Below are 21,969 nucleotides of genomic sequence, written 5' to 3' on the forward strand. Positions count from 1 at the left end.
TGATGAGCCGACTGGATTCCATGCTGCGACGCCTGACCGCCCAGCGCGACGGGCTGAACTGGGCTGCGGCGCGGATCAAAGGGCTGAAAGGCGATGTGCTGGACATGGGTTTGGGCAACGGCCGCACCTATGACCACCTACGCGAGATCCTGCCCGACCGGCGTATCTGGGTCATGGACCGGGTTCTGCAATGTCACCCGGACAGCACCCCGCCGGCCGAGGATTTTCTGCAGGGCGAGGCCGAACCGATGCTGAAAAAGCTGGCCGAAGACGGCCCGCGGATCGCATTAGCGCATTATGATTTTGGTCGCGGGATCAAACATGAAGACGTGGCCGAAGCGGCGAGGCTCAGCAAGCTGATTGGCTCGGTCATGGTCCCAGGCGGATTGCTGATTTCCGGCCAACCGCTGGAAGGGTTCGAGCAGATCAACGGCCCGGACTCCATCGCGCCCGACCGCTATCTGTTCTACCTCGCCTGATCAGGCCACGCGCTGTCCGCGCGACCAGACGGCAGTCAGGGCCGGGACGTCACCCCGCATTCGAAAACGGATCAGGTCTGCCCGCAGCCCCGGTTTCAGAGCGCCGCGATCCGCAAGGCCCGCCGCCTGTGCCGGAGCCCGTGTGACAGTGGCGATGCCACGCGCCATGTCATCCCAGATGCGCCCAAGGGTAACGGCTGACAACAGCAAGGCTGACGGCACATAGTCCGACGACAGAATGTCCAAACACCCCAAGTCGGCCAGTTCCCCTGCTGCCACATTCCCAGAATGTGACCCGCCCCGGATCAGGTTTGGCGCGCCCATCATGACCTGAATGTCATGAGCGTGACAGGCCTGTGCCGCCTCGACCGTCGTTGGAAACTCGGCCAGCCGAATGCCATGACGGGCGGATATTGCTACTTGCGCCTCGGTCGTGTCGTCGTGGCTGGCCAGAACCGCTCCGAAGCGACGCGCGGCGTCCACGGCCTCCTGCTCGTGGCGGTCTCCATTGCGGTCCCTCAGCCCCCGCAACTGGTCGACGTGCCGTGCGAACATGTCGTCATCCATTGCGTACTTGCCTTTGAGATAGGCTTCGAACTTGGACAGGTCCCGAAACTGGCGCTGGCCCGGCGTGTGATCCATCAACGAAACGATACCCACCCGGTCTTCTGGACCGAATTCCTGCAGCTCTTCGACCAGCGTCTCAGAACAGACTTCGGCGCGCAGATGCAGAAAGTGGCTGATCTTGAGTGCGTCCTGTTCTCGCAACTCCCACAGCTCGCGCGACAGTCCGCGCGCGTATTTCAGATACCGTCCAGCACCGGACGGGATCGACCCCACGCGCATAGCGTCAAAGACGGTCGTGATCCCGGTGCTGGCCAGTTCCGCGTCATGCGCAAGAATGGCTGCGGCATGGGGCCAGTCCACCCTGGGCCGCGGCTGGATGTGGCGTTCCAGGTTGTCGGTGTGCAACTCGACCAGGCCGGGCGACACATAGTCCCCGTCACAGTCAATCGCGCCATTCGGAACAGCCGCGCCGGTTTCTATATCAGCGATCGTCTGGCCAACGATACGGACACACCCCCGGACAGTCTCATCCGGCAGAACAAGCAACGCATTGGCAAGGGTCAGTTCATCTGTCATCGGAATTTCACGTGGTTTGAGGTAAGGAGAGGCCACGCAACAGGAGGCCATTGTGAATTTTGCGCGATACGCGATCTATTTCGTTCCCCCAGCCCAATCCGACTGGAGCAGGTTTGCAACCGCGTGGCTGGGGTGGGACATCGATGCGGGACGGACCGTCGACCATCCGGCCATTGACGGGTTGGACGTCGCCTCGGTAACACAAGTGCCGCGCAAATACGGGCTTCATGCCACGATGAAGCCGCCATTTCGCTTGCGTGAAGATCAGTCGCTGTCCGCTTTGGAGGACACCTGCGCCCGTTTGGCCGGTAAATTCGCCCCCGTTTCGCTGGACGGGCTCGAAGTTGCACGCCTTGGTCGGTTTCTTGCTTTGCGGCCCGTGGGCGACACACGAGACCTGAACGCGCTTGCGGCGGCTTGCGTCCGCGACCTGGACCCTTTTCGTGCCCCGGCCTCGGAAACCGAGATGAACCGGCGCCGAGCGGCCGGGCTGACCATGGAGCAGGACGCCAATCTGACGAACTGGGGCTACCCATACGTTCTGGAGGCTTTCCGCTTTCACATCACCCTGTCCGGTCGCCTGAGCAAGCCGATGCTGGCAAACGTGCAAACCGTGCTGAACCAACGGCTTGTCCCATTGCTGCCAGCCCCTTTTGACATAGGGGACCTGGCCCTTGTGGGCGAGGCTGAAGACGGGCGGTTCCATATGCTTCAACGGTACGCCCTTTCGGGTTGAAGGCCGGACAAGATGGTTTCAACGGTTGCATCCAGTGACCCGGAATTGTCGACCTCGATCACGTGGTTCAGGCCTTCGGGCAGGGCTGCAGTGGCGCGCCCCAAACGCCGGGCTTGATCAGCCGCGCTTTCCCGGCCGCGCACTGCCAGACGTTGTGCCAGAACCTTTGGTTCGGCCGTCAGGGATATCACGATCAGCTCTCGAAATTCCTTCTGCGCCTCGGGCAACACAGCCCTTGAGAGGTTGACCAGAACTGCATCGGCCCTTCGGCGTTGGTCCGTGATCGCAACGGGTATGCCGTAGTGCAGCCCGTGCGCGGCCCAGCACAGAACAAAGCTGCCCTTTTGGACCATTGTTTGAAACGCCCGGTCGGACACGCGGTCAAAATCCTCACCGCCTTCGCCATGGGGACGGGTGATGACTCTACGCACCCTTTCGAAGTTCGACGCGCGCGCCAGCAGTGCTTGGATCACGCTGTCTTTTCCAACACCCGAAGGCCCGACAACTGCAATGACCGGGGCCATCTTCATGCCGCCGCCCCCGGCGCAAACTGCGTGACGTCGACCACGCGGCTGCAGACCCGGTCACGGGCCTCTTGGTCGTGGAATATCCCAATGATCGCCGCGCCGCGGGCCTTTGCCTCTTGGATCAGGGACAGCACGGTTTCGCGGTTTCGTGCGTCAAGGCTGGCCGTGGGTTCATCCAGCAACAGAGCCGGATAGTCATGCGCAAAACCACGCGCGATATTCACCCGTTGCTGTTCACCGCCCGAAAATGTCGTGGGACTGAGGCGCCAAAGCGGTTCCGGAATATTCAGGCGCTGAAGGAGGCCCGCTGCCTTGTCCAGTGCGGTCTGCCGCTCGCACCCCTGAACCAGAAGCGGTTCGGCCACGACCTCCAGCGTCGGCACACGCGGCACAACACGCAGAAACTGACTGACATAGCCCAGGGTCTCCCGGCGCAGTTGCAGGATCTCGCGCGGTTGGGCCCGGGCGACGTCCAGGCCACCCACCCGCACCTGCCCCGAGGCCGCCAGGTAATTGCCGTAGATCACCCGCATCAGTGTGGACTTCCCGGCCCCGCTGGCCCCGGTCAGGGCCACGCATTCTCCGGCCCCGACCTGCAGCGACGCGCCCGCCATCACCGGGATCACGGCGCCGCCCTGATTGTGCAGGGTAAAGCTCTTGCTCACGTCGATCAGTTCAATCATCGGATTTCATCTTTTCTGTAGCATTCAAACCTGCAGGACGCTGGACACAAGCAGTTGCGTATAGGCATGCTGCGGGTCGTCCAGCACCTGATCGGTCAGCCCCGCCTCGACCACCTCGCCATCCTTCATCACCATCAAGCGATCCGCCAGCAGCCGCACCACGGCAAGATCATGGGTGACGATGATGGCGCTCAGCCCCATCTCGCGCACCAGACCGCGCAGCAGGTCCAGCAGCCGCGCCTGCACCGAGACGTCCAGCCCACCGGTCGGTTCATCCATGAAGACCAGCCGCGGACCGGTCACCAGGTTGCGCGCGATCTGCAACCGTTGCTGCATGCCGCCCGAAAACGCGCTGGGTCGGTCGTCCACGCGGCTTTCTGCTATCTCGACCCGGCCCAGCCAATCCAGAGCCTGCCCGCGGATCTGGCCATAGTGCCGCCCCCCCACGGCCATCAGCCGCTCGCCGATATTGCCGCCGGCGCTGACCGACATGCGCAGCCCGTCGCGGGCATGCTGATGCACAAAGGCCCAGTCGGTACGCCCCAGCATCCGGCGGGCCGGTTCCGACATCGTGACCGTGTCCACCGGCCCGTCGGCGCGGGTATCAAAGATCACCTGCCCGCCATCCGGTTTCAAATGCCCGGCCAGACAATTCAGCAGGGTCGACTTGCCCGACCCGCTTTCGCCGACGATCCCCATCACCTCACCGGGGTAAAGTTCGAAACTGACATCCCGGCAGCCGATCCGCGCGCCATAGCGCTTCTCGATGCCTTTGACCTGCAAGAGCGGGGTCATGCCGCATCCTCCTGCGCCAAACGGCCTTGGTGTCCGGCCTCGCGGCGGGACCGGCAGAAATCGGTGTCCGAACACACGAACATCCGGTTGCCTGCATCGTCCGTGATCACCTCGTCCAGGTAACTGTCTTCGGCCCCGCACAGATCGCAGGCGTGATCGGCCTTGCTGGCCTCGAACGGATAGTCCTCGAAATCGAGGCTGACCACCCGCGTATGCGGCGGCACCGCATAAATGCGCTGCTCGCGCCCGGCCCCGAACAGCTGGATCGCGTCCATTTCCAGTTTCGGATTGTCGAATTTCGGGATCGGAGACGGGTCCATCACATAGCGGTCGGCCACCCGGACCGGATAGGCATAGGCCGTGGAAATCGCGCCGTGCTGGCTGATGTCTTCGTAGAGCTTCACATGCATCAACCCGTATTCCTGCAGGCTGTGCATCTTGCGTGTCTCGGTTTCGCGCGGTTCCAGAAACCGCAGTGGTTCGGGGATCGGGACCTGATAGACCAGGATCTGATCGGCGCGCAGCCGGGCCTCGGGGATACGGTGGCGGGTCTGGATGATGGTCGCCTTCCCGGTCTCTTCGGTCGTGACCACGCCCGCCGTCTTTTCAAAGAACTTTCGGATCGACACGGCATTGGTCGTGTCATCGGCACCCTGATCGATGACCTTGAACGTATCGTCGGGGGTCAGCGTCGCGGCCGAGACCTGAACCCCGCCCGTGCCCCAGCCATAGGGCATGGGCATCTCGCGGCTTGCAAAAGGCACCTGATAGCCGGGCACCGCCAAAGCCTTGAGAATGGCCCGACGGATCATCCGCTTGGTTTGTTCGTCCAAATATGCGAAGTTATACTCATTCATTTGATGTATCACTTTCGGTTTTTGGTGTTGTTGTGGACGGTTATCTGGTTGCCTCGGCCTTCGCGGTCGTCATGGTGTACTTTCTCTGGCGCAGGATACACTCCCGGCGACGGCGCCGGGCCATGCGACGCGACCAACATGGCGAACGGTCCGCGATCGGCTCGGAAACCGCCACTCAGCCATTGGCCGCCGATAAAACAACCCATCAAGCGGACAGGATGCAGGAAGGTCACTGGAGTCATTCAGCCGCCTCCGGTGACGCCAAGCGTCCTTCGGCCTCGCGGCGCAATTTGCGCACCAGTTCCAGTTCGGACTGGAAATCGACGTAATGCGGCAGCTTGATATGCTCCAGAAAGCCGGTCGCCTGAATGTTGTCGGCATGGCTGAGGACGAATTCCTGATCCTGCGCCGGAGCGCCCAGATCGTCTTCGCCCAATTCCTCCCAGCGCAAGGCGCGGTCCACCAGCGCCATCGCGATGGCTTTGCGCTCGGACTGGCCGAAGACCAGCCCATAGCCGCGTGTGAACTGCGGCGGCTCGGTTTTTGATCCCTTGAACTGGTTCACCGTTTCGCATTCGGTCAGGGCGATCTCGCCGATCTCAATCGCGAAACCCAGTTCGGGGATTTCCATCTCGACCCCGACGGTGCCGATGCGCAGCTCACCCACGAAAGCGTGGTTGCGGGCATAGCCGCGCTGGGTCGAATAGGCCATGCCCAGCACGAACCCCTCGTCCCCGCGCGTCAGCGCTTGCAGGCGCAGGGGGCGGTCGGCCGGGAACTCCATCGGTTCGCGCGTCAGGTCACCGGGCGGCTCATCGCTGGCGGGTTCATCCTGGATTAGGCCTTCGTCCTTGAGGAATTCGGTGATGTGTGGGGTCGGCTCGTGACGCGGCGCGGCAGTGGGGGCCGCGGGCACCGCGCCATCGGCCGCCAGTTTGAAATCCAGCAGGCGGTGCGTGTAGTCGAAGGTCGGGCCCAGAACCTGCCCGCCCGGTGCATCCTTGAACGTGGCCGAGATCCGGCGGTCGCAGGTCATGCCGCCGGTATCGACTGGGGACGAACAACCAAACCGCGGCAGGGTGGTGCGGTAGGCGCGGATCAGGAAGATCGCCTCGATCAGATCACCGCGCGCCTGTTTGATCGCAAGTGCGGCCAGATCGGGATCGTACAGAGAGCCCTCGGCCATCACGCGGTTCACCGCAAGGCTGAGTTGTTCGCGGATTTGGGCCAAGGACAATTCAGCCACGCCAAGATCGCCCCGGCGTTCCTCGGCCAGCCAGGCATGGGCGTTTTCGATCGCCTTTTCGCCCCCTTTGACGGCTACGTACATGGCCTAACCCTCAGGCTGGATGCGAGTGCTGCGCGGCAGGGCCGCGACCGTATCCCCGCAGGTGAAGAAGAAATCGCACCCCAACGGGTACAGGTCCGAATTGGCCTGAAGCGCCGCAATGTCGGGCACGGCCAGGCGTGCAGTGTCGCGGATGCCTGGGCCTCGCAGGGTGGCGCCGGATTTGCGCAACACGTCGCACTCCACGATCAGGGTGGCGGATCGGTCGGGATATTCCGGCGTTCCGATCCGGTATTGGTCCAGCGGCACCAGATCCTGCCAGAAACCGACGGCGAAGTCCGCCTGCGCGGCGGGCACGAGGGGCGCACCGGTGTGGAAAGTCAGCCACTGGCGAATGGCCGGGTTGTCGGCCGTGCCCGCCAGATAAACGCCCGTATCCGCGTCACACAGCGTCAGCAGCAGCGTTCCGGCGGCGACCGACAGGCCTTCGGGCGGGGTCGCGCCGACCTGCTGCCGCAACTCGCCCGGCCGCGCCATCACGGTCATGGCCGCACGAAAGGCGTGCGCCGCCTGAACCGGAGCATCGGTGAAACCGCCTGAAAAACGGGTCTGTGGGGTCATTGGTCCTCTCCGCGAACCATCGTGAAAAACTCGACCTTGGTGGCCGCGGCCTTGGCGGCACGGGCCGATCTGGCCGCCTGAACCTGACGGGTCAGCGGCTCCAGGATTTTGGCACGCACCGTGTCCGCATCACCGGTCTGCATCAGCGCGTCGATCAGAGCGGCGGTTTCGGCATGGGTCTTGTCGCGCCCCTGCACATATCCGTGGCCCTCGGTTCCGTCGGCCAAGACCAGAGCGCAGCGCGTGACCGTCATCTCGCCCAGGTTGAACGGTGCGCCGATGCCGCCTGCCCGCCCCCGCACCATGACGCCGCCGATCTCGGGCGTGCGCAACCACTGGAATTCGGGGCGCGCGCCATAGCCGGACCACAAGGCCGCCAGCGCCTCGGCCGGCGCACGTGCCAGAAGGCCCAACCAGGCCGGTCGATCACCTGTCGCAATTTTTGTCTGATCCGCCATCAAAGCCTCTTGGCCAAGTTGTCTACAAATTCTATACAACTAGACAAATCATAGCGGGGCAGCCGGTGACTCGCAACGAATATGCTGTGAAGTTTTGATGACATGAGCCAAACACCGATCTGGAAGACCATCGCGCTGGCGTTGACCGCCGACATTGCCGAGGGGCGCTTTGCCACAGGCGACCGCCTGCCGACCGAGGCGCAGTTGGCCGCAACCCACGGCGTGAACCGCCACACGGTGCGCCGGGCCCTGGCCGAACTGGCCCGGCAGGGGCTGGTGCATCCGCGCCGCGGGGCCGGCGTGTTCGTTTCGGCAGCAGCGACCGATTACCCGATCGGCAAGCGGGTCCGGTACCACCAGAACATCTCGGCCAGCGGCAAGATTCCGGGCAAGCGGGTGCTGTCGCTGATCACCCGCGCCGCCGACAAGACCGAGGCCGAGGCGCTGGCCCTGACCCCCGGCGACCCGGTGCATGTCTATGACGGGTTGTCGCTGGCCGATGGCCAACCGATCGCGGTGTTCCAAAGCGTCTTTCCCGCCGCCCGCCTGCCCGACCTGCCCGAGGTGCTGGCCCAGAACGGCTCGGTCACGCGGGCGCTGCGGCACTGCGGCGTGGCGGATTATACCCGCATCTCGACCCGCCTGACAGCCCGCGCGGCCGATGCGATTCAGGCCCGGCACCTGCAACTGATCGAGGGCGCTCCGGTTCTGCATTCGGTCGGCATCAATGCCGATCCGCAGGGGCATCCGGTTGAATACGGCAAGACCGTCTTTGCCGGTGAGCGGGTCACTCTGACGCTGGATGACGATCACGGGTGATGGCGGTCAATCCTCGTATTTCTCCAGAAAAGCCACGGCGGGCAGAGCGCGGAAATCCGGCAGCGCCGCGCGCAAGCGGGCATTGTCCCAATCCCACCAGGCCAGAGCCATCATCCGCTCGGCGACGTGCTCGGGGAACCGGCGGCGGATGGGTTGGGCGGTGACACCCCCGACGATGGTATAAGGCGGCACGTCCTTGGTCACGATCGCCCCAGAGGCGACGATTGCCCCGTGCCCGATCGTTACCTCGGGCTTGATGATGGCCGCGTGGCCGATCCAGGTGTCATGCCCGATATGCGCCAGCCGCCCCGCGCGCAGGGCGAACCAGTCCGCGTCGTCATCGGCATCGTCCCAATAGTCGGCCGAGCGGTAGTGGAAGTGATGCAGCGACGCTTTCTCGATCGGATGGTCGGTGGCGCCGATCCGGGTGAAACTGGCGATATTGGCGAATTTCCCGATCCGTGCATTGGCGATGTCGCAGGTGCGGTCGCAATAGGTATAGTCCCCCAACACCGAATTCGTCACCCGCGTTCCGGCACCGATTTCGACAAAGGCGCCAAAGCTGCTGCCGGTTATCTGGCAATCCGGGTGAATGAAAGGCTGGTCCGGTCGCAAGCGCGCCATGGTCTGCAAGTCCTCGTATACGGTTCAAGGCAACATCAGGGGCTTGGCCTGCGGATCGCGCTGTTTGCGCGACTTGGGCGGCCCGCCCTGGATCAGCCGCCTGCGCAGCCAGCCCGAAAACCAGTCCATCAGCATGACCATCAGGATGATCAGCACGATGTAATAGGCGACTTCCTCCCAGTCTTTCTGGGTGATAATCGCCTGTGTCAGCAACAGACCGATCCCGCCCCCGGTTATCGCCCCGATCACGGTTGCGCTGCGGGTGTTGGATTCCAGGAAGTACAGGAGCTGACTGAGCAGAACCGGCGTGATCTGCGGGATCACACCGAAACGATATTTCTGCGGCGCATTGGCCCCGGTAGACTGCACGCCCTCGATCTGCTTCTGATCAACATTTTCCAGCGCCTCGGAGAAGATCTTGCCGAAGGTGCCGGTATCGGTGACCAGGATGGCCAGCGCCCCTGTTAGCGGCCCTGGCCCGAAGGCGCGTGCCAGAACCACCGTCCAGATCAACGCATCAACACCGCGCACGAAGTCAAAGATACGACGAGTGGCAAATCGGACCGTTCTAAACGGATTGAAATTTCGTGTCGCCAGAAATGCGAGGGGCAAAGCGATCATCCCTGCCCCCAATGTACCCAGAAAAGCCATCAGAAGCGTTTCAAAGATCGCCCACGCAACATCCTGATGGCGCCACATCTTGTTGGTCCAGAAATCGTCAAAGATTTCTGCGGCCTCGCCCGAAGCGGCACGCCCCATCAACTGGCTGAAAGACTGACCGTGATAGGGGCTGTCCAAAGTGAACCAGAACAGTTCCCAACCGTTGAAATACCGGAACACCTCGGCCCGGTTGCGTGTCACGGTCAGCCGACCCGCCGGCGTGGTGATCGCCAGGCGATTCTTTGACATGTTGATCCAGTCCGGCACCTCGGCAGTCGGTAAGTCGGCCTGCACTCCGGCAGACCGGCTGGGCGTTGCGCGCACGGTTCCATAACCCGGGATGTCATATTCCACGGTTTCAGGTCCAAAACGAACGATGTGGCTATCTTGCAGGTCAATCACGGTGGTTTCGCCCAAAGCGACCCATTCCGGCGCAGTGCCATCCGGGTAAGCGCCCTTGCGCTCTCCCCCGATCGCAACGGACACTTCTCCGTTGCGATTGTCCCGGGTCACGTGTGTCTTGTAGCTGTAGCTGTCGGATACAAGCGTCTTGCCGTTTTCCCAGTTGGCCCGCTCGGCCAAGCCGGGCACGTCAAAGGCAAAGAAAACATAGATCAGGTATAGAATGACCAGCCCCGGCAACCCGAAACTCAGCGCCCGTTTGCGCCGAAAGATGTGGTCGGTTCTGGCTTTCAAGTCGTTGATCGGCAGATCAGTGGCAAAGGTGCTCATGCTGCGGCTCCTTTGGCGGAACCGTGTGTCAGACGGTCACGCAAAATGCCGGACAGCTGATCCACGGCCACGATGGTGACGAACAGAAGCAGAAAGATGGCCGCCGCCTCGTCGTAACGCCCCTGCCCCCAGGACATGGCGTTGCGCAGTTCGTACCCCAAGCCACCTGCCCCCACGAAACCAAGAATGGCCGAAGCGCGGATGTTGATCTCGAACCGCAGCAGGGCGTAGCTGACGTAGTTTGGCCCGACCTGCGGGATCACGCCCAAATACATCCGCTGCGACCAGTTGGCGCCAACCGACTGCAGCCCCTCTACCGGTTTCAGAGAGGCGTTTTCATTCACTTCGGAAAACAATTTGCCCAGAGCACCGGCAGTGTGAATGGCGATGGCAATCATTGCAGGCACAGGCCCGCCGCCCAGAACAAAGATCAGTACCAACGCGATGACGATTTCCGGAACGGCCCGGCAAATATCAGAAATACGGCGAAAAACGGGGATCAATGACGGCCACAGCGCCATGCCGCGGGTGGACATCAGCGCCATAAAGGTGCCGCCCAGAGTGCCCAACAGCGTGGCCGCGGCGGCGATATTCAGTGTTTCGATCAGCGCGGGAAAGAACTCGACCAAAATTGCGGGCAATTCCCCGATTTTCTCCCAGGCCTCAGTCAGAACCTCGGCAGGGTAATCGAAAATGCGGTTCCACCCATCGGCAAAACTACCGGCGTTTCGCATGTCGGCGGTCCGGAATCCGGCCGCCATAAGAGCCACGAACAGGATCAGGAGTATCCCACCGTAAACCCGTTTGCGACGGGTCATGATGGTGTAATCCTCCCGAATCCGGTCGAGTCCGGCGGTTCCCGCGGTCAGGTCGGTCATGAAAGGCTCCGATGGGGATAGTGGGGTCCGGTTCACCGCCGGACCCCGAACAGAAGTTGCGCAGGCTTAGTTCGACTTCAGCTTGCGGGCTTCAATGATGATTTCGTAGGCCTCGTGGGTGATCGGCTCGAATGCTTTGGCTTCACCTGCGGCCACGCCATAGAAACACTCACGGTCTTTGTCGGCCAGCCCGGCCATCAGAGCCGTCATCTTCTCTTTGACATCTGCCGGCAATGCCTTGCGTAGAACCACCGGACCTTCGGGGATCGGCTTCGATTTCCAGATTTCGACCATGTCGTTCATGTCGACCAGTCCGGCATCCACGGCGCGGCGCAGCGCGCCCGAATTGTAGCCGTCTTCCCAGTTGCCCAGACCATCGGCCCAGGTCACGCCACCATCCACGTCACCGTTGTTCACGGCGACGATTGTCTGCTCGTGACCACCGGTGAACTTTACTTCACCGAAGTAGTCACCCGACTCCATCGTCGCACCCGTTGCCTGAGGGATTTCGATCGAGGGGATCAGGTAGCCCGAGGTCGAGTTCGGATCACCAAAGCCAAATACCTTGCCTTTCATGTCATCAAGCGAGGTGATGCCGCTATCCTTGCGGGCGAACCCGACCGAGTAGTAGCCATACCCACCATCTACGTTCACCTTGACCAGAACCGGTTCGACCGCCTCGGGGTCGCTGAGATAGGTCTTGGCATAGGCGGAGGCGCCCAGCCAGGCCATGTCGATCGTGCCGCCCAGCAGGCCCTGGATCACGCCGTTGTAGTCCGCCGGGGCGAACAGCTTGGTTTCGACACCCAGCGCGTCCTCGGTGTATTCACGCAGACATTCGTTGTTGTTCAGACGGTCCTGTGCGTTTTCTCCGCCCAGAATGCCGATACGGAATTCGCTGATCTCCTCTGCCATGGCAGGCGCGCTCAGGGCAGTGGTCGCGACCAGGGCGGCAACAAGTTTCTTCATCTGTCTCTCTCCAGGTTGATTGGCCCACCCCATTCATCGGGCCGGGCGATGAATGAGGTGTTTGGGGCTCAGATCGTGGCCTCGGCTTCCATCAGAGCTTTCCGGTTGGCATCCAGCGTTTCGATCTCGGTCGAGGTCGCGGCCTCGGAGAAGCTGGCATCAGCGCCGTAGATCTCGCGGGCGACGCCGGTGGTCAGCTGCTCGGGCAGGCCGTCGAACACGATGCGACCGTCGCGCATGCCGACCACGCGGTCGCAATAGCGGCGCGCAGTGTCCAAAGTGTGCAGATTGGCGATCACGGTACGGCCGTCCTCTTCGTGGATGCGGCGCAGGGCCTGCATCACGACTTGCGCGTTCATCGGGTCCAGCGAGGCGATGGGTTCATCGGCCAGGATGATCTTGGGGTCCTGCATCAGCGCCCGCGCGATGGCGACACGCTGCTGCTGTCCGCCGGAAAGCGCCTCGGCCCGTTTGGGGGCATGTTCGGCGATGCCAAGACGGTCGAGAATGTCGATGGCGCGATGGATGTCTTCCATCGGGAAAAGGTTGAACATGGTCGCCAGCGTCGAGTGCCGGTTCAGCGTTCCATGCAGCACGTTCGAGACCACGTCCATGCGGGGCACAAGGTTGAATTGCTGGAAGATCATCGCGCAATCGGCCTGCCACGCACGTTTTTCGCGCCCTTTCAACTTGGTCACGTCGCGCCCGTGAAACAGGATCTGCCCTGCGCTGGCATCGGTCAGGCGGTTGATCATACGCAGCAGGGTGGACTTGCCCGCGCCCGACCGCCCGATGATCCCGATCATGCATGGCTTGTCGACGTCCAGCGTTGCGGTATCGACGGCAGTATTGTCGCCGAAGCGCTTGGTCAGTTTTTCGATGCGCAGCACGTGCCACCCCCAATTCGTGATGGAGGTCGTCTACAGCTGGTGCTCAACGGTGATGTGTCGATCCGGTGAAGCTTTTGTAACGGGCTGAAAGCGGATGGCCTATGCAAGGGCTGGGCAATGCCGCTCGTCCCGTCTATACGCGAGCTCAACACCTGAACCGTCAGATCTGTCACATGAGGCCGCCATGAGCTTTGACCGCAAGATCAAGATCGCACCGTCGATCCTGTCCGCCGATTTCGCCAATTTCGGACAGGAAATCCAAGCCATCGAGACCCAGGGCGCCGACTGGGTCCATGTTGACGTGATGGACGGTCATTTCGTGCCAAATCTCACCTTCGGCCCGCCGGCGGTCAAAGCGTTCCGCCCGCATGTCAAGACGGTGATGGATGTGCACCTGATGATCACGCCGGTCGATCCTTACATCCAGGCCTATGCCGATGCCGGCGCGGACTATCTGACGGCCCATGTCGAGGCCGGTCCGCACACGCACCGCACGTTGCAGGCGATCCGCGCGGCCGGAATGAAGGCAGGCGTGGCACTGAACCCGGGTACTCCGGCCGACGCGGTCGAGCACCTGCTGGATCTGGCCGATCTGGTCTGCGTGATGACGGTGAACCCCGGCTTTGGCGGGCAGAAATTCATCGACATGACCACGAAGGTCCGCCGCCTGCGCGAGATGATCGGCGACCGCCCGGTGCATATCCAAATCGACGGGGGAGTCGATCCCTCGACCGCCCCGTTGGTCGCAGCGGCCGGTGCCGACGTTCTTGTTGCCGGTTCAGCGGTCTTCAAGGGCGGGTCGGTTGCGAACCCGGACATCTATGGCCAGAACATCCGTGCCATTCGCGCAGCAGCCGAAGGCCACGCGGTCTGACGGCGGCTCCCGCCCGTCGTCTACGTTTTTGCAAAACGTCTCCTCCTGTTGGGCCCGGCATCGCGCATGGCGCGATGCCGGGCCCAAGGCCGCAAGCGGGATCGGCGCAGCCGATGTCGCGCGGACGCGGGAGCGTTTTGCCGGCCCTGCCCCTAGGCCAGTTGATCCGCGAAATGTGCAAGCAGCCTGTGCTTGAGGATCTTCCCCGTGGGCGCGGCGGGCAGTGACTTGGCCAGCACGATCCGGCTGGGCCGTTTGTAGCCCGCAAGACGTTCCGCCACGAACACCGCCAACTCTGCCTCGGACACAGCGCCGATTTCAGGCACCTGAACAAAGGCCAGCACCTGTTCGTCGCCGCCCACCCGATGCCCGATCACCGCAGACTGGATCACCTGCGGGTGGTCGTTCAGCGCGGCCTCGACCTCGGGCGGATAGACGTTGAAGCCGCCGTGAATGATCAGTTCCTTGGCGCGGCCGACGACGTGCAGATTGCCCTGCGCGTCCAGACGGCCGAGGTCGCCCGTGCGCAACCATCCCTGGGCCAGAACCCGGCCCGTTTCTTCCGCATTGCGATAGTACCCTTTCATCACATGCGGGCCGCGCGTCAGGATCTCGCCCACGCCATCTCCGCCGCCGGGTATGGTTTCGTCAATGCGCAGATCGACCCCCGGCAAGGGCGGGCCGACCGAGATATCCGGATCCCCGATCCGGTTGTGCGAGGCGCAGATCCCCGCCGTGCTTTCGGTCATGCCATAGCCGTTCTGCAGCGCGACGCCATAGAACGCCTCGGCCTTGCGTTTCCACGCCGGATCCAGCGGGGCAGCCCCGGACGAAGTGTAGCGCAGGGCGCCCGAGGGCAACCGCTCCAACCCCTGTTCCTTGGCATATTGCATCAGCAGCGCATGCATCTGCGGCACACCCGAAAACACCGTGACGCCCGCATTCAACGCGGCAAAGGCGCGGTCCGCTGCGAACCGGGCATCCAGCTGGACGAAGGCCCCGGCCAACTCCGACCCAGTGACGATCGAAGCCAGCCCGAAGATGTGCGAAATCGGCAGAACGCCATAGACCACGTCATCCTGCGTCAACCCCCGGAAATTCGCCGAGGTCAGCCCGCCGAACCGCAGGTTTTCGTGGGTCAGCATCACGCCCTTGGGCGTTCCGGTCGTGCCGGTGGTGAACAGCATCGCCGCGACATCCGCCAGATCGGGGTCGGGTGCGCTCGGGTTCGGCGCAGCCAGGTGCATCTGCCCGAAGGCCCCGGAAACGGGCTGGGCTCCGGCCGTTTGCGCATGGTCGCGCGCCTCCGGCGACGCCGCCGATGTGAACAGGATCACCGCCGGAGTCACGTGACCCACGATGCGCGCCAACTCAGCCTCGGTCTGACGGGCGTTCACCGGCACCACGCAGGCGCCGATCCGGGAACAGGCAAACAGCGCGGCCACTGCCGCACAGCAATTCTCGAGCACCAGCATGACCCGATCGCACGGGCGCACCCCCGAGGCCAGCAGGATGTCTGACAGCTCGGAAATCGCGCGGTCGAGGTCGGCAAAGCTCCAATCGGCGCCGAACCCGTCGGCAAAGGCGCGTGCCTGCGGGCGGGTCCGGATCTGGGCATCCGGATAGTCGTGCCACTTGTTCATGTCCCTTCGCCCTCCCCTGCGCCGGAACCGGTTTTGCGCTCAGCGTTTCGTGGTGCGCTTGAACACCCCCGCCGCCGTCGCGATCAGGGTTCCGTCGTCGCCGTGCAACTCTCCGGTCACATAGGCCAGCGTGCGCCCGCCACCCGTTGCGCGCCCCGTGGCCGTCACGCGCCCCTGACGCACTGCCGCTACATAGCTTGTGTTCAGCGACAGGGTCAGAACCAGCGGATGGTCGTCCCGGTCGAACCAGGCCGAGGCGGTGTTGCCGCAAGCCACGTCCAGCAGCATGGCGATGATGCCGCCATGCAAGATGCCCTGGCTGTTCAGGTGATCCGCCCGGATGGTCAAATGGCACCGGGCCCGGCCGTCGGGGTCGGACAGATCCACCTCGAACCCGATCGCGTTCTGACAGCCCGACCGCCGGACCTTTGGGTCGTCTTCAGGCTGCGCCGAGTGCAATGAACCGCTCCAAATGATAATCCGCGTCGCCGAACCTGTGATCCGACATGACGATCCGCTTGGCAATATGCGCCAGCTCATATTCCTGCGTCATGGCGATGCCGCCATGCATCTGGATCGTTTCCTCGGCCACCAGCCGGCCCACCCGCGACACCAGGTTGCGGGCCGCGGCAATCTGCCGGTCGCGATCGGGTGCTTCAAGGTGACCTGCCGCGTTGATCACCGCCGAGCGCGCCTGCTCCAGCTCGATCAGCATGTCCGCGAACCGGTGCTGCAGGGCCTGAAAGGTCCCGATCGGGCGGCCGAATTGCTTGCGCGTCATCAGGTATTGCCGTGTCAGTTCCACCGCGCTTTCCATCGCGCCCAGAACCTCGGCGACCAGCGCGACATTGGCTGCGGCCACAACGTTCATCAGCGGATCGAACCCCTGCCCCGCGGCGCCCAGACGCGCGGTTTCCGGCAGGCGCACATCGTCCAGAGTGACCTCGGCCGCGCGGCCTCCGGCCAGCATCGGATACCCGCGCAAGCCCAGACCCGGTGTGCCAGCAGGCACCAGAAACAGCGAAATGCCGTCCAGTTCGAACGGCCCGCCCGTTTCGCGCGCGGAAACGATCAACTGCCCGGCGACCTCGGCATTCACGACCACAGCCTTGCGTCCGTTCAGGATCAAGTCCGTGCCGTCGGTCCGCACGGTGGTCTCGACCCGGCTCAGGTCATACCGGCTGGCAGGCTCACCATGCGCCAGCGCCAGATGCAACGCGCCCGAGATCACCTGATCCAGCAGGGCCCGCTGATCGGGGCTGCCCACCTGCGCGATCAGCCGACCGCCCAGAATGCAGCTGTCCAGAACCGGCTCGACCACCCCGGCCCGGCCCAGTTCCTCGAACACGGTGGCGATGTCAAAGCCCGCCCCGCCGAACCCGCCATCCGCTTCGTCGAACAGCGCGCCCAGAACGCCCAGATCGGCCAGTTCGCGCCAGATGTCGGCGCTGAACCCCGCCGGGCTGTCCAGAATGTCGTTGCGCACCAGAGTCGTATATCTGTCGGCCAGATAGCGCCGCAGCGTGTCCTGCAGCATCTGCCGTTCTTCGGTCAGGTTGAAATCCATCTCAGCCCCCCATCTTGACCTTGGCGATGATCCCGCGCTGGATCTCGTTCGACCCGCCGAAGATCGACAGTTTCCGGTTGTTGAAATACTGGGCGGCGACCGGCGCGGCATAGTCCGGCCCGATCGGGTCGTTGTCGCCTGCCACCGCCTCGGAGGCGAAAGGCATCGCATAAGGCCCCACCGCGCGGCGGGCCAGGTCGTTGATCTCCTGCCGGATGATCGTACCCTTGACCTTCAGCATCGAGCTTTCGACCCCCGGTGCCTGTCCGGCCGCAGCCTTGCTGATGATGCGCATGTTGGTGGTGGCCATGGCCATCAGGTCGATCTCGACCCGTGCCAGCCGGGCGGCGAAATGCGGGTTCTCGATCAGGGGGCGGCCATTCGCGGTTTCGATCCGGGCAATCCGCTTGACCATGTCCAGCCCCGCCTGGCTGAAGCCGACACCGGCGATGTTGGTGCGTTCATGCGTCAGCAGATACTTGGCATAGGTCCAGCCCTTGTTCTCTTCGCCCACCAAGTTTTCGACCGGGACGCGCACATCGTCAAAGAACACTTCGTTGACCTCGGGCGTTCCGTCCAGCAAGACGATGGGGCGCACCTCGATCCCCGCCGTGTTCATGTCGATCAGCAGGAACGAGATCCCCTCCTGCGCCTTGGCCTCGGGGTCGGTGCGCACCAGGCAGAAGATCCAGTTGGCGTATTGCGCCAGCGTGGTCCAGGTCTTCTGGCCATTGACGACATAGTGGTCGCCGTCCCGCACCGCGCGGGTCTTCAGCGAGGCCAGGTCCGACCCGGCACCCGGCTCGGAATAGCCCTGGCACCACCAGTGTTCACCATTCAGGATGCGCGGCAGGAAATACTCCTGCTGTTCCTTCGAGCCGAATTTCTGCAGCACCGGGCCCAGCATCGACAGGCCAAACGGCACGATGCGCGGCGCAAAGGCGGCGGCGCATTCCTCCTCGAAGATATGGCGCTGAACCGCATTCCACTCGGCGCCGCCAAACTCCTTCGGCCAGTTGAAATTCAACCAGCCGCGCTCGTTCAGCGTGGCGTGCCACCACTCATACCCTTCCTTGCCGATGTTCCGGCCAGCCCGGATCTTGTCCGAGATCTCCTTGGGCAGCTTTTCGGCCAGAAAGGCTCGAACCTCGTCGCGAAAGGCCTTCTCCTCGTCCGTATAATTCAAGTCCACAGCCGCCCTCCTCCTCGATGCGATCGGAACCTTGCCTGCTCGGCCCTACGGGCCGGGCAGCGCCGGGCCGGCCCTCGATGGGCTGGCCCGGCGCCCCTTGCTTCAATAGATCTCGAACAGACCAGCCGCGCCCATGCCGCCGCCGATGCACATGGTCACGACACCCAGCTTGGCCCCGCGCCGCCGCCCTTCGCGCAGCAGATGGCCGACCATACGCGCGCCGGTCATGCCGAATGGATGCCCGATGGCGATCGAGCCGCCGTTCACGTTGCATTTCTCGTCATCGATCCCCAGACGGTTGCGGCAGTAAAGCGCTTGCGAGGCGAAGGCCTCGTTCAGCTCCCACAGGTCGATGTCCTCGACGCTCAGACCATGCCGTTCCAGCAGGCGCGGCACCGCAAAGACCGGGCCGATGCCCATCTCGTCGGGCTCGCACCCCGCCACGCAGAACCCCTTGAACGCGCCCATGGGCTCCAGACCCCGACGCTCGGCCTCGGCGCTGTCCATCACGACCACCGCGGCCGCGCCGTCCGACAGCTGGCTGGCATTGCCGGCAGTGATGTAGTTTCCGGGGCCGCGCACCGGCTCCAGCGAGGCCAGCCCTTCCAGAGTCGTGTTCGGCCGGTTGCATTCATCCCGGTCCACGGTGACCTGCCTGTGCGAGACCTCGCCCGTCTCTTTGTCCTTGACCGCCATGGTGGTCTGCATCGGCACGATCTCCTCGTCGAACTTGCCCGCCGCCTGCGCCGCCGCGATGCGCTGCTGCGACCGCAGGCCGTAGGCGTCCTGTTCTTCGCGGCTGATGCCATAGCGCTCGGCCACGATGTCGGCGGTCTCGATCATCGGCATGTAGATCGCCGGCTTGTGCTCCTGAATCCACGCCTCGGGCACGGGGCGGGTTTTCGGCTGGACCAGCGAGATGCTTTCGATCCCGCCAGCCACGATGGGGCCCGCGCCGCCCTCGGTGATGGCCTGCGCCGCAAGCGCCACGGTCTGCAGCCCCGACGAGCAGAACCGGTTCACGGTCATCCCCGAAACACTGACCGGCAGACCGGCCCGGATGGCGATCTGGCGGGCGATGTTGCCACCGGTCTCGCCTTCGGGGAAACCACAGCCGATGATGCAATCCTCGATCTCGGCCCCATCCAAGCCCGACCGCGCGACCGCGGCCTGAACCGCGTGGCCGCCCATCGTGGCACCGTGGGTCATGTTGAACGAGCCCCGGAACGACTTGGCCAGCCCGGTGCGCGCGGCGGATACGATTACGGCTTGTTTCATCACTGGGCGTCCTTGTTCAGATCGTCAAAGCTGCGGCCCTCGGCCACCAGTTTTTCCAGCAGCGGCGCGGGCTGCCAGAAATAGTCATCCTCGGCCGACCAGGCGCGGATGTCCTCCAGAATACCCGGCAGGCCCTGCAGATCGGCCCATTTCAGCGGCCCGCCGCGATAACGCGGGAAGCCATAGCCATAGAGCAGCACCACATCCACGTCCAAGGGGCGGCGGGCGATGCCCTCGCCCACCACCTTGGCGGCCTCGTTGACCATCGAGACCATATATCGCCGCACGATCTCGTCATCCGTGAACGTGCGCGGGGTGATGCCCTGCGCCGCGCGGTCGGCCGCGATCAAGTCCAGAACCTCGGGGTTCGGCGTGCCGCCGCGCTTGCCTCTTTCATAGACATAGAAGCCCTTGCCGGTCTTCTGCCCGAAATGCCCGGCCTCGCAGAGTTTGTCGGCATAGCTGCTGTCGCGGGCGCGCGGGTCCAGCCCCTCGGCGCGTTTGCGTTTGCGTACCGCCCAGCCGATATCCAGCCCGGCCAGATCGGACACCGCGAACGGCCCCATGGCAAAGCCGAAATCGGTCAGCGCCTTGTCGATCTGGAACGGGCTTGCCCCGTCCAGAACCATGTGGTCGGCGCAGGTGCGATAGGTACTGAGGATCCGGTTGCCGATGAACCCGTCGCACACCCCTGCGCGCACCGAGACCTTCTTCAGCCGATGCCCCAGCGCAAAGCCGGTTGCGACCACCTCGGGCGCGGTCTTGTCGGCCACCACGATCTCGAGCAGCTTCATCACATGGGCGGGCGAGAAGAAATGCAGCCCGATCACGTCCTGCGGCCGCGTGGTGGCGGCGGCGATCTCGTCGACGTCCAGATACGAGGTGTTCGTCGCCAGAACCGCCCCGGGCTTGCAGACCGCATCCAGCTGGACAAAGACCTGTTTCTTGACCTCCATATCCTCGAACACGGCCTCGATCACCAGATCGACGGCGCTCAGCGCGTCATAACCGGTGGCAAGCTGCAATTGGTCCGACAGAATCGAGTCGTACTGCTGCTGGCTGATCTTGCCGCGCTTCAGGGCGCCTGCCAGGTTTCCGGCGATCCGGTCTTTGGCGGCATGGGCGGCCTCCTGCGTCATCTCCAGCAAGGTCACGGGCAGACCGGCCAACAAGGCGGCGGTGGCGATCCCCGCGCCCATCGTGCCGCCGCCGATGACCCCGATCTGATGCACCGGACGCGGCTCGACACCCTTCAGTTCGGGCAGCTTGCCCACGGCGCGTTCGGCGAAGAAGGCGTGAATCAGACCCTTGCGCTGATCCGATTCCATCAACTGCATGAACAGTTCTCGCTCGCGCGCCATGCCCTCGGCAAAGCTGGGCGCCTCGCAGGCGGCTTGCACGGCACGCACGGCAACGGCGGGGGACAGTTGGCCGCGGCCCTTCTTCAGAACGGCCTCGTAGACCGCATCGAAATCGACGGGGTCCGGCGCGGGCATCTCTCCGACCGCGCGGCGGGGCGTACCCGAGTCAAGCAGCTCCTGCGCATAGGCCAGCCCGATCTCGCGCGGGTCGCCATCCTGCACCTTGTCGATCACGCCCAGCTTCAGCGCCTCGTCGGCGCGGACATGGCGACCGGTTGTGATCATGTCCAGCGCGGCCTCGACCCCGGCCACGCGCGGCAGACGCTGGGTGCCCCCGGCACCCGGCAGGATGCCCAGATTGACCTCGGGCAGGCCGACCTTGGCCGAGGGAACCGCGATGCGGTAGTGGCTGGACAGCGCAACTTCGAGCCCACCGCCCAGCGCCGTGCCATGCAACGCCGATACCACCAGCAGGGGCGAGGCCTCGATCCGGTCGCACAGGCCGGGCAGCCAGGGCTCTTGCGGGGGTTTGCCGAACTCGCGGATGTCGGCCCCCGCGAAATAGGTCCGGCCCTTGCCGTAAATCAGCACCGCTTTTGCGCCCTCGGCCTCGGCCCGTTCGATCCCGGCCAGCAGGCCCCGGCGCACATCCACGCCCAGCGCATTGACCGGCGGGTTGTTCGCCGCCAGCACCGCGATATCGCCAATCCGTTCGTATTCCACCGCCTCGGACATCAGACTTGGTCTCCTCTTGCCAACCCCAGCTTGTTCCGCATGGCGGAACAATATTCCGCAATAGATTGAACCCGTCCGCGCGCGGGTTCAACCCCTTATACCCGACTGCGCCGCCGGGCCGCATATGTTGCCGGCGAGCAGGCCCCAAACAACTTGTGAA

The 21,969-nt window shown here is 63.8% G+C and carries 24 protein-coding genes; 4 read left to right on the forward strand and 20 right to left on the reverse strand.

Annotation, left to right across the window (positions count from 1 at the left end; translation table 11 throughout):
- The first annotated feature begins 2 nt into the window (after positions 1-2).
- Positions 3-479 (forward strand): class I SAM-dependent methyltransferase, encoded by a 477-nt coding sequence (locus ACR3EL_RS13390; RefSeq protein WP_093964551.1) that lies wholly within the window; start codon positions 3-5, stop codon positions 477-479.
- On the opposite strand, the gene ACR3EL_RS13395 is transcribed toward ACR3EL_RS13390, so the two are convergent.
- Positions 480-1,622 carry an alpha-D-ribose 1-methylphosphonate 5-triphosphate diphosphatase gene (locus ACR3EL_RS13395; protein WP_480721913.1) on the reverse strand — a complete coding sequence of 381 codons (1,143 nt, stop codon included), beginning with the start codon at positions 1,620-1,622 and terminating at the stop codon, positions 480-482. It abuts the gene before it with no gap.
- Between the two features lie 52 nt (positions 1,623-1,674).
- Between ACR3EL_RS13395 and ACR3EL_RS13400 the strand changes: the two genes are divergently transcribed.
- A complete protein-coding gene (locus ACR3EL_RS13400) occupies positions 1,675-2,358 on the forward strand; it encodes a DUF1045 domain-containing protein (protein ID WP_170339807.1) in 684 nt (227 codons plus the stop codon).
- On the opposite strand, the gene phnN is transcribed toward ACR3EL_RS13400, so the two are convergent.
- The 8 genes from phnN to phnG are packed head-to-tail and all read right to left on the reverse strand — an operon-like array spanning position 2,334 to position 7,587.
- On the reverse strand, positions 2,334-2,888 hold the full coding sequence (phnN, locus tag ACR3EL_RS13405) for a phosphonate metabolism protein/1,5-bisphosphokinase (PRPP-forming) PhnN (RefSeq protein WP_170339804.1): 555 nt from the start codon (positions 2,886-2,888) through the stop codon (positions 2,334-2,336). The two genes, ACR3EL_RS13400 and phnN, sit on opposite strands and share 25 nt — an antisense overlap.
- Complete coding sequence (gene phnL / locus ACR3EL_RS13410) at positions 2,885-3,568, reverse strand: phosphonate C-P lyase system protein PhnL (RefSeq protein ID WP_170339802.1); 684 nt, start codon at positions 3,566-3,568, stop codon at positions 2,885-2,887. The genes phnN and phnL overlap by 4 nt, the downstream gene beginning before the upstream one ends.
- Before the next feature lie 24 nt (positions 3,569-3,592).
- Positions 3,593-4,363, reverse strand: a complete 771-nt coding sequence (gene phnK / locus ACR3EL_RS13415) for a phosphonate C-P lyase system protein PhnK (protein WP_170339800.1) — start codon at positions 4,361-4,363, stop codon at positions 3,593-3,595.
- Positions 4,360-5,220, reverse strand: coding sequence for an alpha-D-ribose 1-methylphosphonate 5-phosphate C-P-lyase PhnJ (locus ACR3EL_RS13420; protein WP_217358608.1), 861 nt, complete (start codon positions 5,218-5,220; stop codon positions 4,360-4,362). Before ACR3EL_RS13420 ends, phnK begins: the two co-directional genes overlap by 4 nt.
- Before the next feature lie 8 nt (positions 5,221-5,228).
- Positions 5,229-5,462: a hypothetical protein gene (locus ACR3EL_RS13425; protein WP_170339798.1), complete on the reverse strand. Its 234-nt coding sequence runs from the start codon at positions 5,460-5,462 to the stop codon at positions 5,229-5,231.
- The gene (locus ACR3EL_RS13430; RefSeq protein WP_170339796.1) at positions 5,459-6,550 is read right to left on the reverse strand and encodes a carbon-phosphorus lyase complex subunit; all 1,092 of its coding nucleotides are present in this window, start codon (positions 6,548-6,550) and stop codon (positions 5,459-5,461) included. Before ACR3EL_RS13430 ends, ACR3EL_RS13425 begins: the two co-directional genes overlap by 4 nt.
- A 3-nt stretch (positions 6,551-6,553) precedes the next feature.
- Positions 6,554-7,129 (reverse strand): phosphonate C-P lyase system protein PhnH, encoded by a 576-nt coding sequence (phnH, locus tag ACR3EL_RS13435; protein WP_170367838.1) that lies wholly within the window; start codon positions 7,127-7,129, stop codon positions 6,554-6,556.
- On the reverse strand, positions 7,126-7,587 hold the full coding sequence (gene phnG / locus ACR3EL_RS13440) for a phosphonate C-P lyase system protein PhnG (RefSeq protein ID WP_480721917.1): 462 nt from the start codon (positions 7,585-7,587) through the stop codon (positions 7,126-7,128). The genes phnH and phnG overlap by 4 nt, the downstream gene beginning before the upstream one ends.
- Positions 7,588-7,689: 102 nt before the next feature.
- Between phnG and phnF the strand changes: the two genes are divergently transcribed.
- Positions 7,690-8,406 (forward strand): phosphonate metabolism transcriptional regulator PhnF, encoded by a 717-nt coding sequence (phnF, locus tag ACR3EL_RS13445; RefSeq protein ID WP_480721920.1) that lies wholly within the window; start codon positions 7,690-7,692, stop codon positions 8,404-8,406.
- A gap of 6 nt (positions 8,407-8,412) precedes the next feature.
- Here the strand turns inward: phnF and ACR3EL_RS13450 are convergent, their stop codons facing one another.
- The 5 genes from ACR3EL_RS13450 to phnC all read right to left on the reverse strand — a co-directional run bounded on the left by ACR3EL_RS13450 (position 8,413) and on the right by phnC (position 13,159).
- The gene (locus ACR3EL_RS13450) at positions 8,413-9,030 is read right to left on the reverse strand and encodes an LbetaH domain-containing protein (RefSeq protein ID WP_480721922.1); all 618 of its coding nucleotides are present in this window, start codon (positions 9,028-9,030) and stop codon (positions 8,413-8,415) included.
- 24 nt (positions 9,031-9,054) lie between these two features.
- Positions 9,055-10,422 (reverse strand): phosphonate ABC transporter, permease protein PhnE, encoded by a 1,368-nt coding sequence (gene phnE / locus ACR3EL_RS13455; protein WP_480721924.1) that lies wholly within the window; start codon positions 10,420-10,422, stop codon positions 9,055-9,057.
- Positions 10,419-11,300 carry a phosphonate ABC transporter, permease protein PhnE gene (gene phnE, locus ACR3EL_RS13460; RefSeq protein ID WP_170339784.1) on the reverse strand — a complete coding sequence of 294 codons (882 nt, stop codon included), beginning with the start codon at positions 11,298-11,300 and terminating at the stop codon, positions 10,419-10,421. The genes phnE (ACR3EL_RS13455) and phnE (ACR3EL_RS13460) overlap by 4 nt, the downstream gene beginning before the upstream one ends.
- A gap of 66 nt (positions 11,301-11,366) precedes the next feature.
- A complete protein-coding gene (gene phnD, locus ACR3EL_RS13465; protein ID WP_170339782.1) occupies positions 11,367-12,269 on the reverse strand; it encodes a phosphonate ABC transporter substrate-binding protein in 903 nt (300 codons plus the stop codon).
- Between the two features lie 68 nt (positions 12,270-12,337).
- Positions 12,338-13,159 carry a phosphonate ABC transporter ATP-binding protein gene (gene phnC / locus ACR3EL_RS13470; RefSeq protein ID WP_170339781.1) on the reverse strand — a complete coding sequence of 274 codons (822 nt, stop codon included), beginning with the start codon at positions 13,157-13,159 and terminating at the stop codon, positions 12,338-12,340.
- A gap of 184 nt (positions 13,160-13,343) precedes the next feature.
- Between phnC and rpe the strand changes: the two genes are divergently transcribed.
- Positions 13,344-14,033 carry a ribulose-phosphate 3-epimerase gene (gene rpe, locus ACR3EL_RS13475; RefSeq protein WP_170339779.1) on the forward strand — a complete coding sequence of 230 codons (690 nt, stop codon included), beginning with the start codon at positions 13,344-13,346 and terminating at the stop codon, positions 14,031-14,033.
- A gap of 152 nt (positions 14,034-14,185) precedes the next feature.
- Here rpe and ACR3EL_RS13480 read toward each other — a convergent pair whose 3' ends face one another.
- The 6 genes from ACR3EL_RS13480 to ACR3EL_RS13505 form a co-directional block, all read right to left on the reverse strand.
- Positions 14,186-15,676, reverse strand: a complete 1,491-nt coding sequence (locus ACR3EL_RS13480) for a class I adenylate-forming enzyme family protein (RefSeq protein ID WP_170339778.1) — start codon at positions 15,674-15,676, stop codon at positions 14,186-14,188.
- A 39-nt stretch (positions 15,677-15,715) separates the two neighbouring features.
- Complete coding sequence (locus tag ACR3EL_RS13485) at positions 15,716-16,135, reverse strand: PaaI family thioesterase (protein WP_170339776.1); 420 nt, start codon at positions 16,133-16,135, stop codon at positions 15,716-15,718.
- Positions 16,116-17,243, reverse strand: coding sequence for an acyl-CoA dehydrogenase family protein (locus ACR3EL_RS13490; RefSeq protein WP_170339774.1), 1,128 nt, complete (start codon positions 17,241-17,243; stop codon positions 16,116-16,118). Before ACR3EL_RS13490 ends, ACR3EL_RS13485 begins: the two co-directional genes overlap by 20 nt.
- 1 nt (position 17,244) lies before the next feature.
- Positions 17,245-18,435 (reverse strand): acyl-CoA dehydrogenase family protein, encoded by a 1,191-nt coding sequence (locus ACR3EL_RS13495; RefSeq protein ID WP_170339772.1) that lies wholly within the window; start codon positions 18,433-18,435, stop codon positions 17,245-17,247.
- A 102-nt stretch (positions 18,436-18,537) separates the two neighbouring features.
- The gene (locus ACR3EL_RS13500) at positions 18,538-19,713 is read right to left on the reverse strand and encodes an acetyl-CoA C-acyltransferase (RefSeq protein ID WP_170339770.1); all 1,176 of its coding nucleotides are present in this window, start codon (positions 19,711-19,713) and stop codon (positions 18,538-18,540) included.
- On the reverse strand, positions 19,713-21,809 hold the full coding sequence (locus tag ACR3EL_RS13505) for a 3-hydroxyacyl-CoA dehydrogenase NAD-binding domain-containing protein (RefSeq protein WP_170339768.1): 2,097 nt from the start codon (positions 21,807-21,809) through the stop codon (positions 19,713-19,715). Before ACR3EL_RS13505 ends, ACR3EL_RS13500 begins: the two co-directional genes overlap by 1 nt.
- Positions 21,810-21,969 lie beyond the last annotated feature (160 nt).

It is taken from the genome of Ruegeria sp. BJ3 (assembly GCF_056535665.1).

Bases quoted from the DNA above. Each gene is read 5' to 3' on its own strand.
- ACR3EL_RS13505 (WP_170339768.1), bottom strand. From the start codon at position 21,809: ATGTCCGAGGCGGTGGAATACGAACGGATTGGCGATATCGCGGTGCTG.
- phnN (WP_170339804.1), bottom strand. From the start codon at position 2,888: ATGAAGATGGCCCCGGTCATTGCAGTTGTCGGGCCTTCGGGTGTTGGA.
- phnE (WP_170339784.1), bottom strand. From the start codon at position 11,300: ATGACCGACCTGACCGCGGGAACCGCCGGACTCGACCGGATTCGGGAG.
- ACR3EL_RS13430 (WP_170339796.1), bottom strand. From the start codon at position 6,550: ATGTACGTAGCCGTCAAAGGGGGCGAAAAGGCGATCGAAAACGCCCAT.
- ACR3EL_RS13490 (WP_170339774.1), bottom strand. From the start codon at position 17,243: ATGGATTTCAACCTGACCGAAGAACGGCAGATGCTGCAGGACACGCTG.
- phnD (WP_170339782.1), bottom strand. From the start codon at position 12,269: ATGAAGAAACTTGTTGCCGCCCTGGTCGCGACCACTGCCCTGAGCGCG.
- phnG (WP_480721917.1), bottom strand. From the start codon at position 7,587: ATGGCGGATCAGACAAAAATTGCGACAGGTGATCGACCGGCCTGGTTG.
- phnK (WP_170339800.1), bottom strand. From the start codon at position 4,363: ATGACCCCGCTCTTGCAGGTCAAAGGCATCGAGAAGCGCTATGGCGCG.
- phnF (WP_480721920.1), top strand. From the start codon at position 7,690: ATGAGCCAAACACCGATCTGGAAGACCATCGCGCTGGCGTTGACCGCC.
- phnE (WP_480721924.1), bottom strand. From the start codon at position 10,422: ATGAGCACCTTTGCCACTGATCTGCCGATCAACGACTTGAAAGCCAGA.
- ACR3EL_RS13480 (WP_170339778.1), bottom strand. From the start codon at position 15,676: ATGAACAAGTGGCACGACTATCCGGATGCCCAGATCCGGACCCGCCCG.
- phnL (WP_170339802.1), bottom strand. From the start codon at position 3,568: ATGATTGAACTGATCGACGTGAGCAAGAGCTTTACCCTGCACAATCAG.
- ACR3EL_RS13425 (WP_170339798.1), bottom strand. From the start codon at position 5,462: ATGACTCCAGTGACCTTCCTGCATCCTGTCCGCTTGATGGGTTGTTTT.
- phnH (WP_170367838.1), bottom strand. From the start codon at position 7,129: ATGACCCCACAGACCCGTTTTTCAGGCGGTTTCACCGATGCTCCGGTT.
- ACR3EL_RS13420 (WP_217358608.1), bottom strand. From the start codon at position 5,220: ATGAATGAGTATAACTTCGCATATTTGGACGAACAAACCAAGCGGATG.
- ACR3EL_RS13450 (WP_480721922.1), bottom strand. From the start codon at position 9,030: ATGGCGCGCTTGCGACCGGACCAGCCTTTCATTCACCCGGATTGCCAG.
- ACR3EL_RS13390 (WP_093964551.1), top strand. From the start codon at position 3: ATGAGCCGACTGGATTCCATGCTGCGACGCCTGACCGCCCAGCGCGAC.
- ACR3EL_RS13395 (WP_480721913.1), bottom strand. From the start codon at position 1,622: ATGACAGATGAACTGACCCTTGCCAATGCGTTGCTTGTTCTGCCGGAT.
- ACR3EL_RS13500 (WP_170339770.1), bottom strand. From the start codon at position 19,713: ATGAAACAAGCCGTAATCGTATCCGCCGCGCGCACCGGGCTGGCCAAG.
- rpe (WP_170339779.1), top strand. From the start codon at position 13,344: ATGAGCTTTGACCGCAAGATCAAGATCGCACCGTCGATCCTGTCCGCC.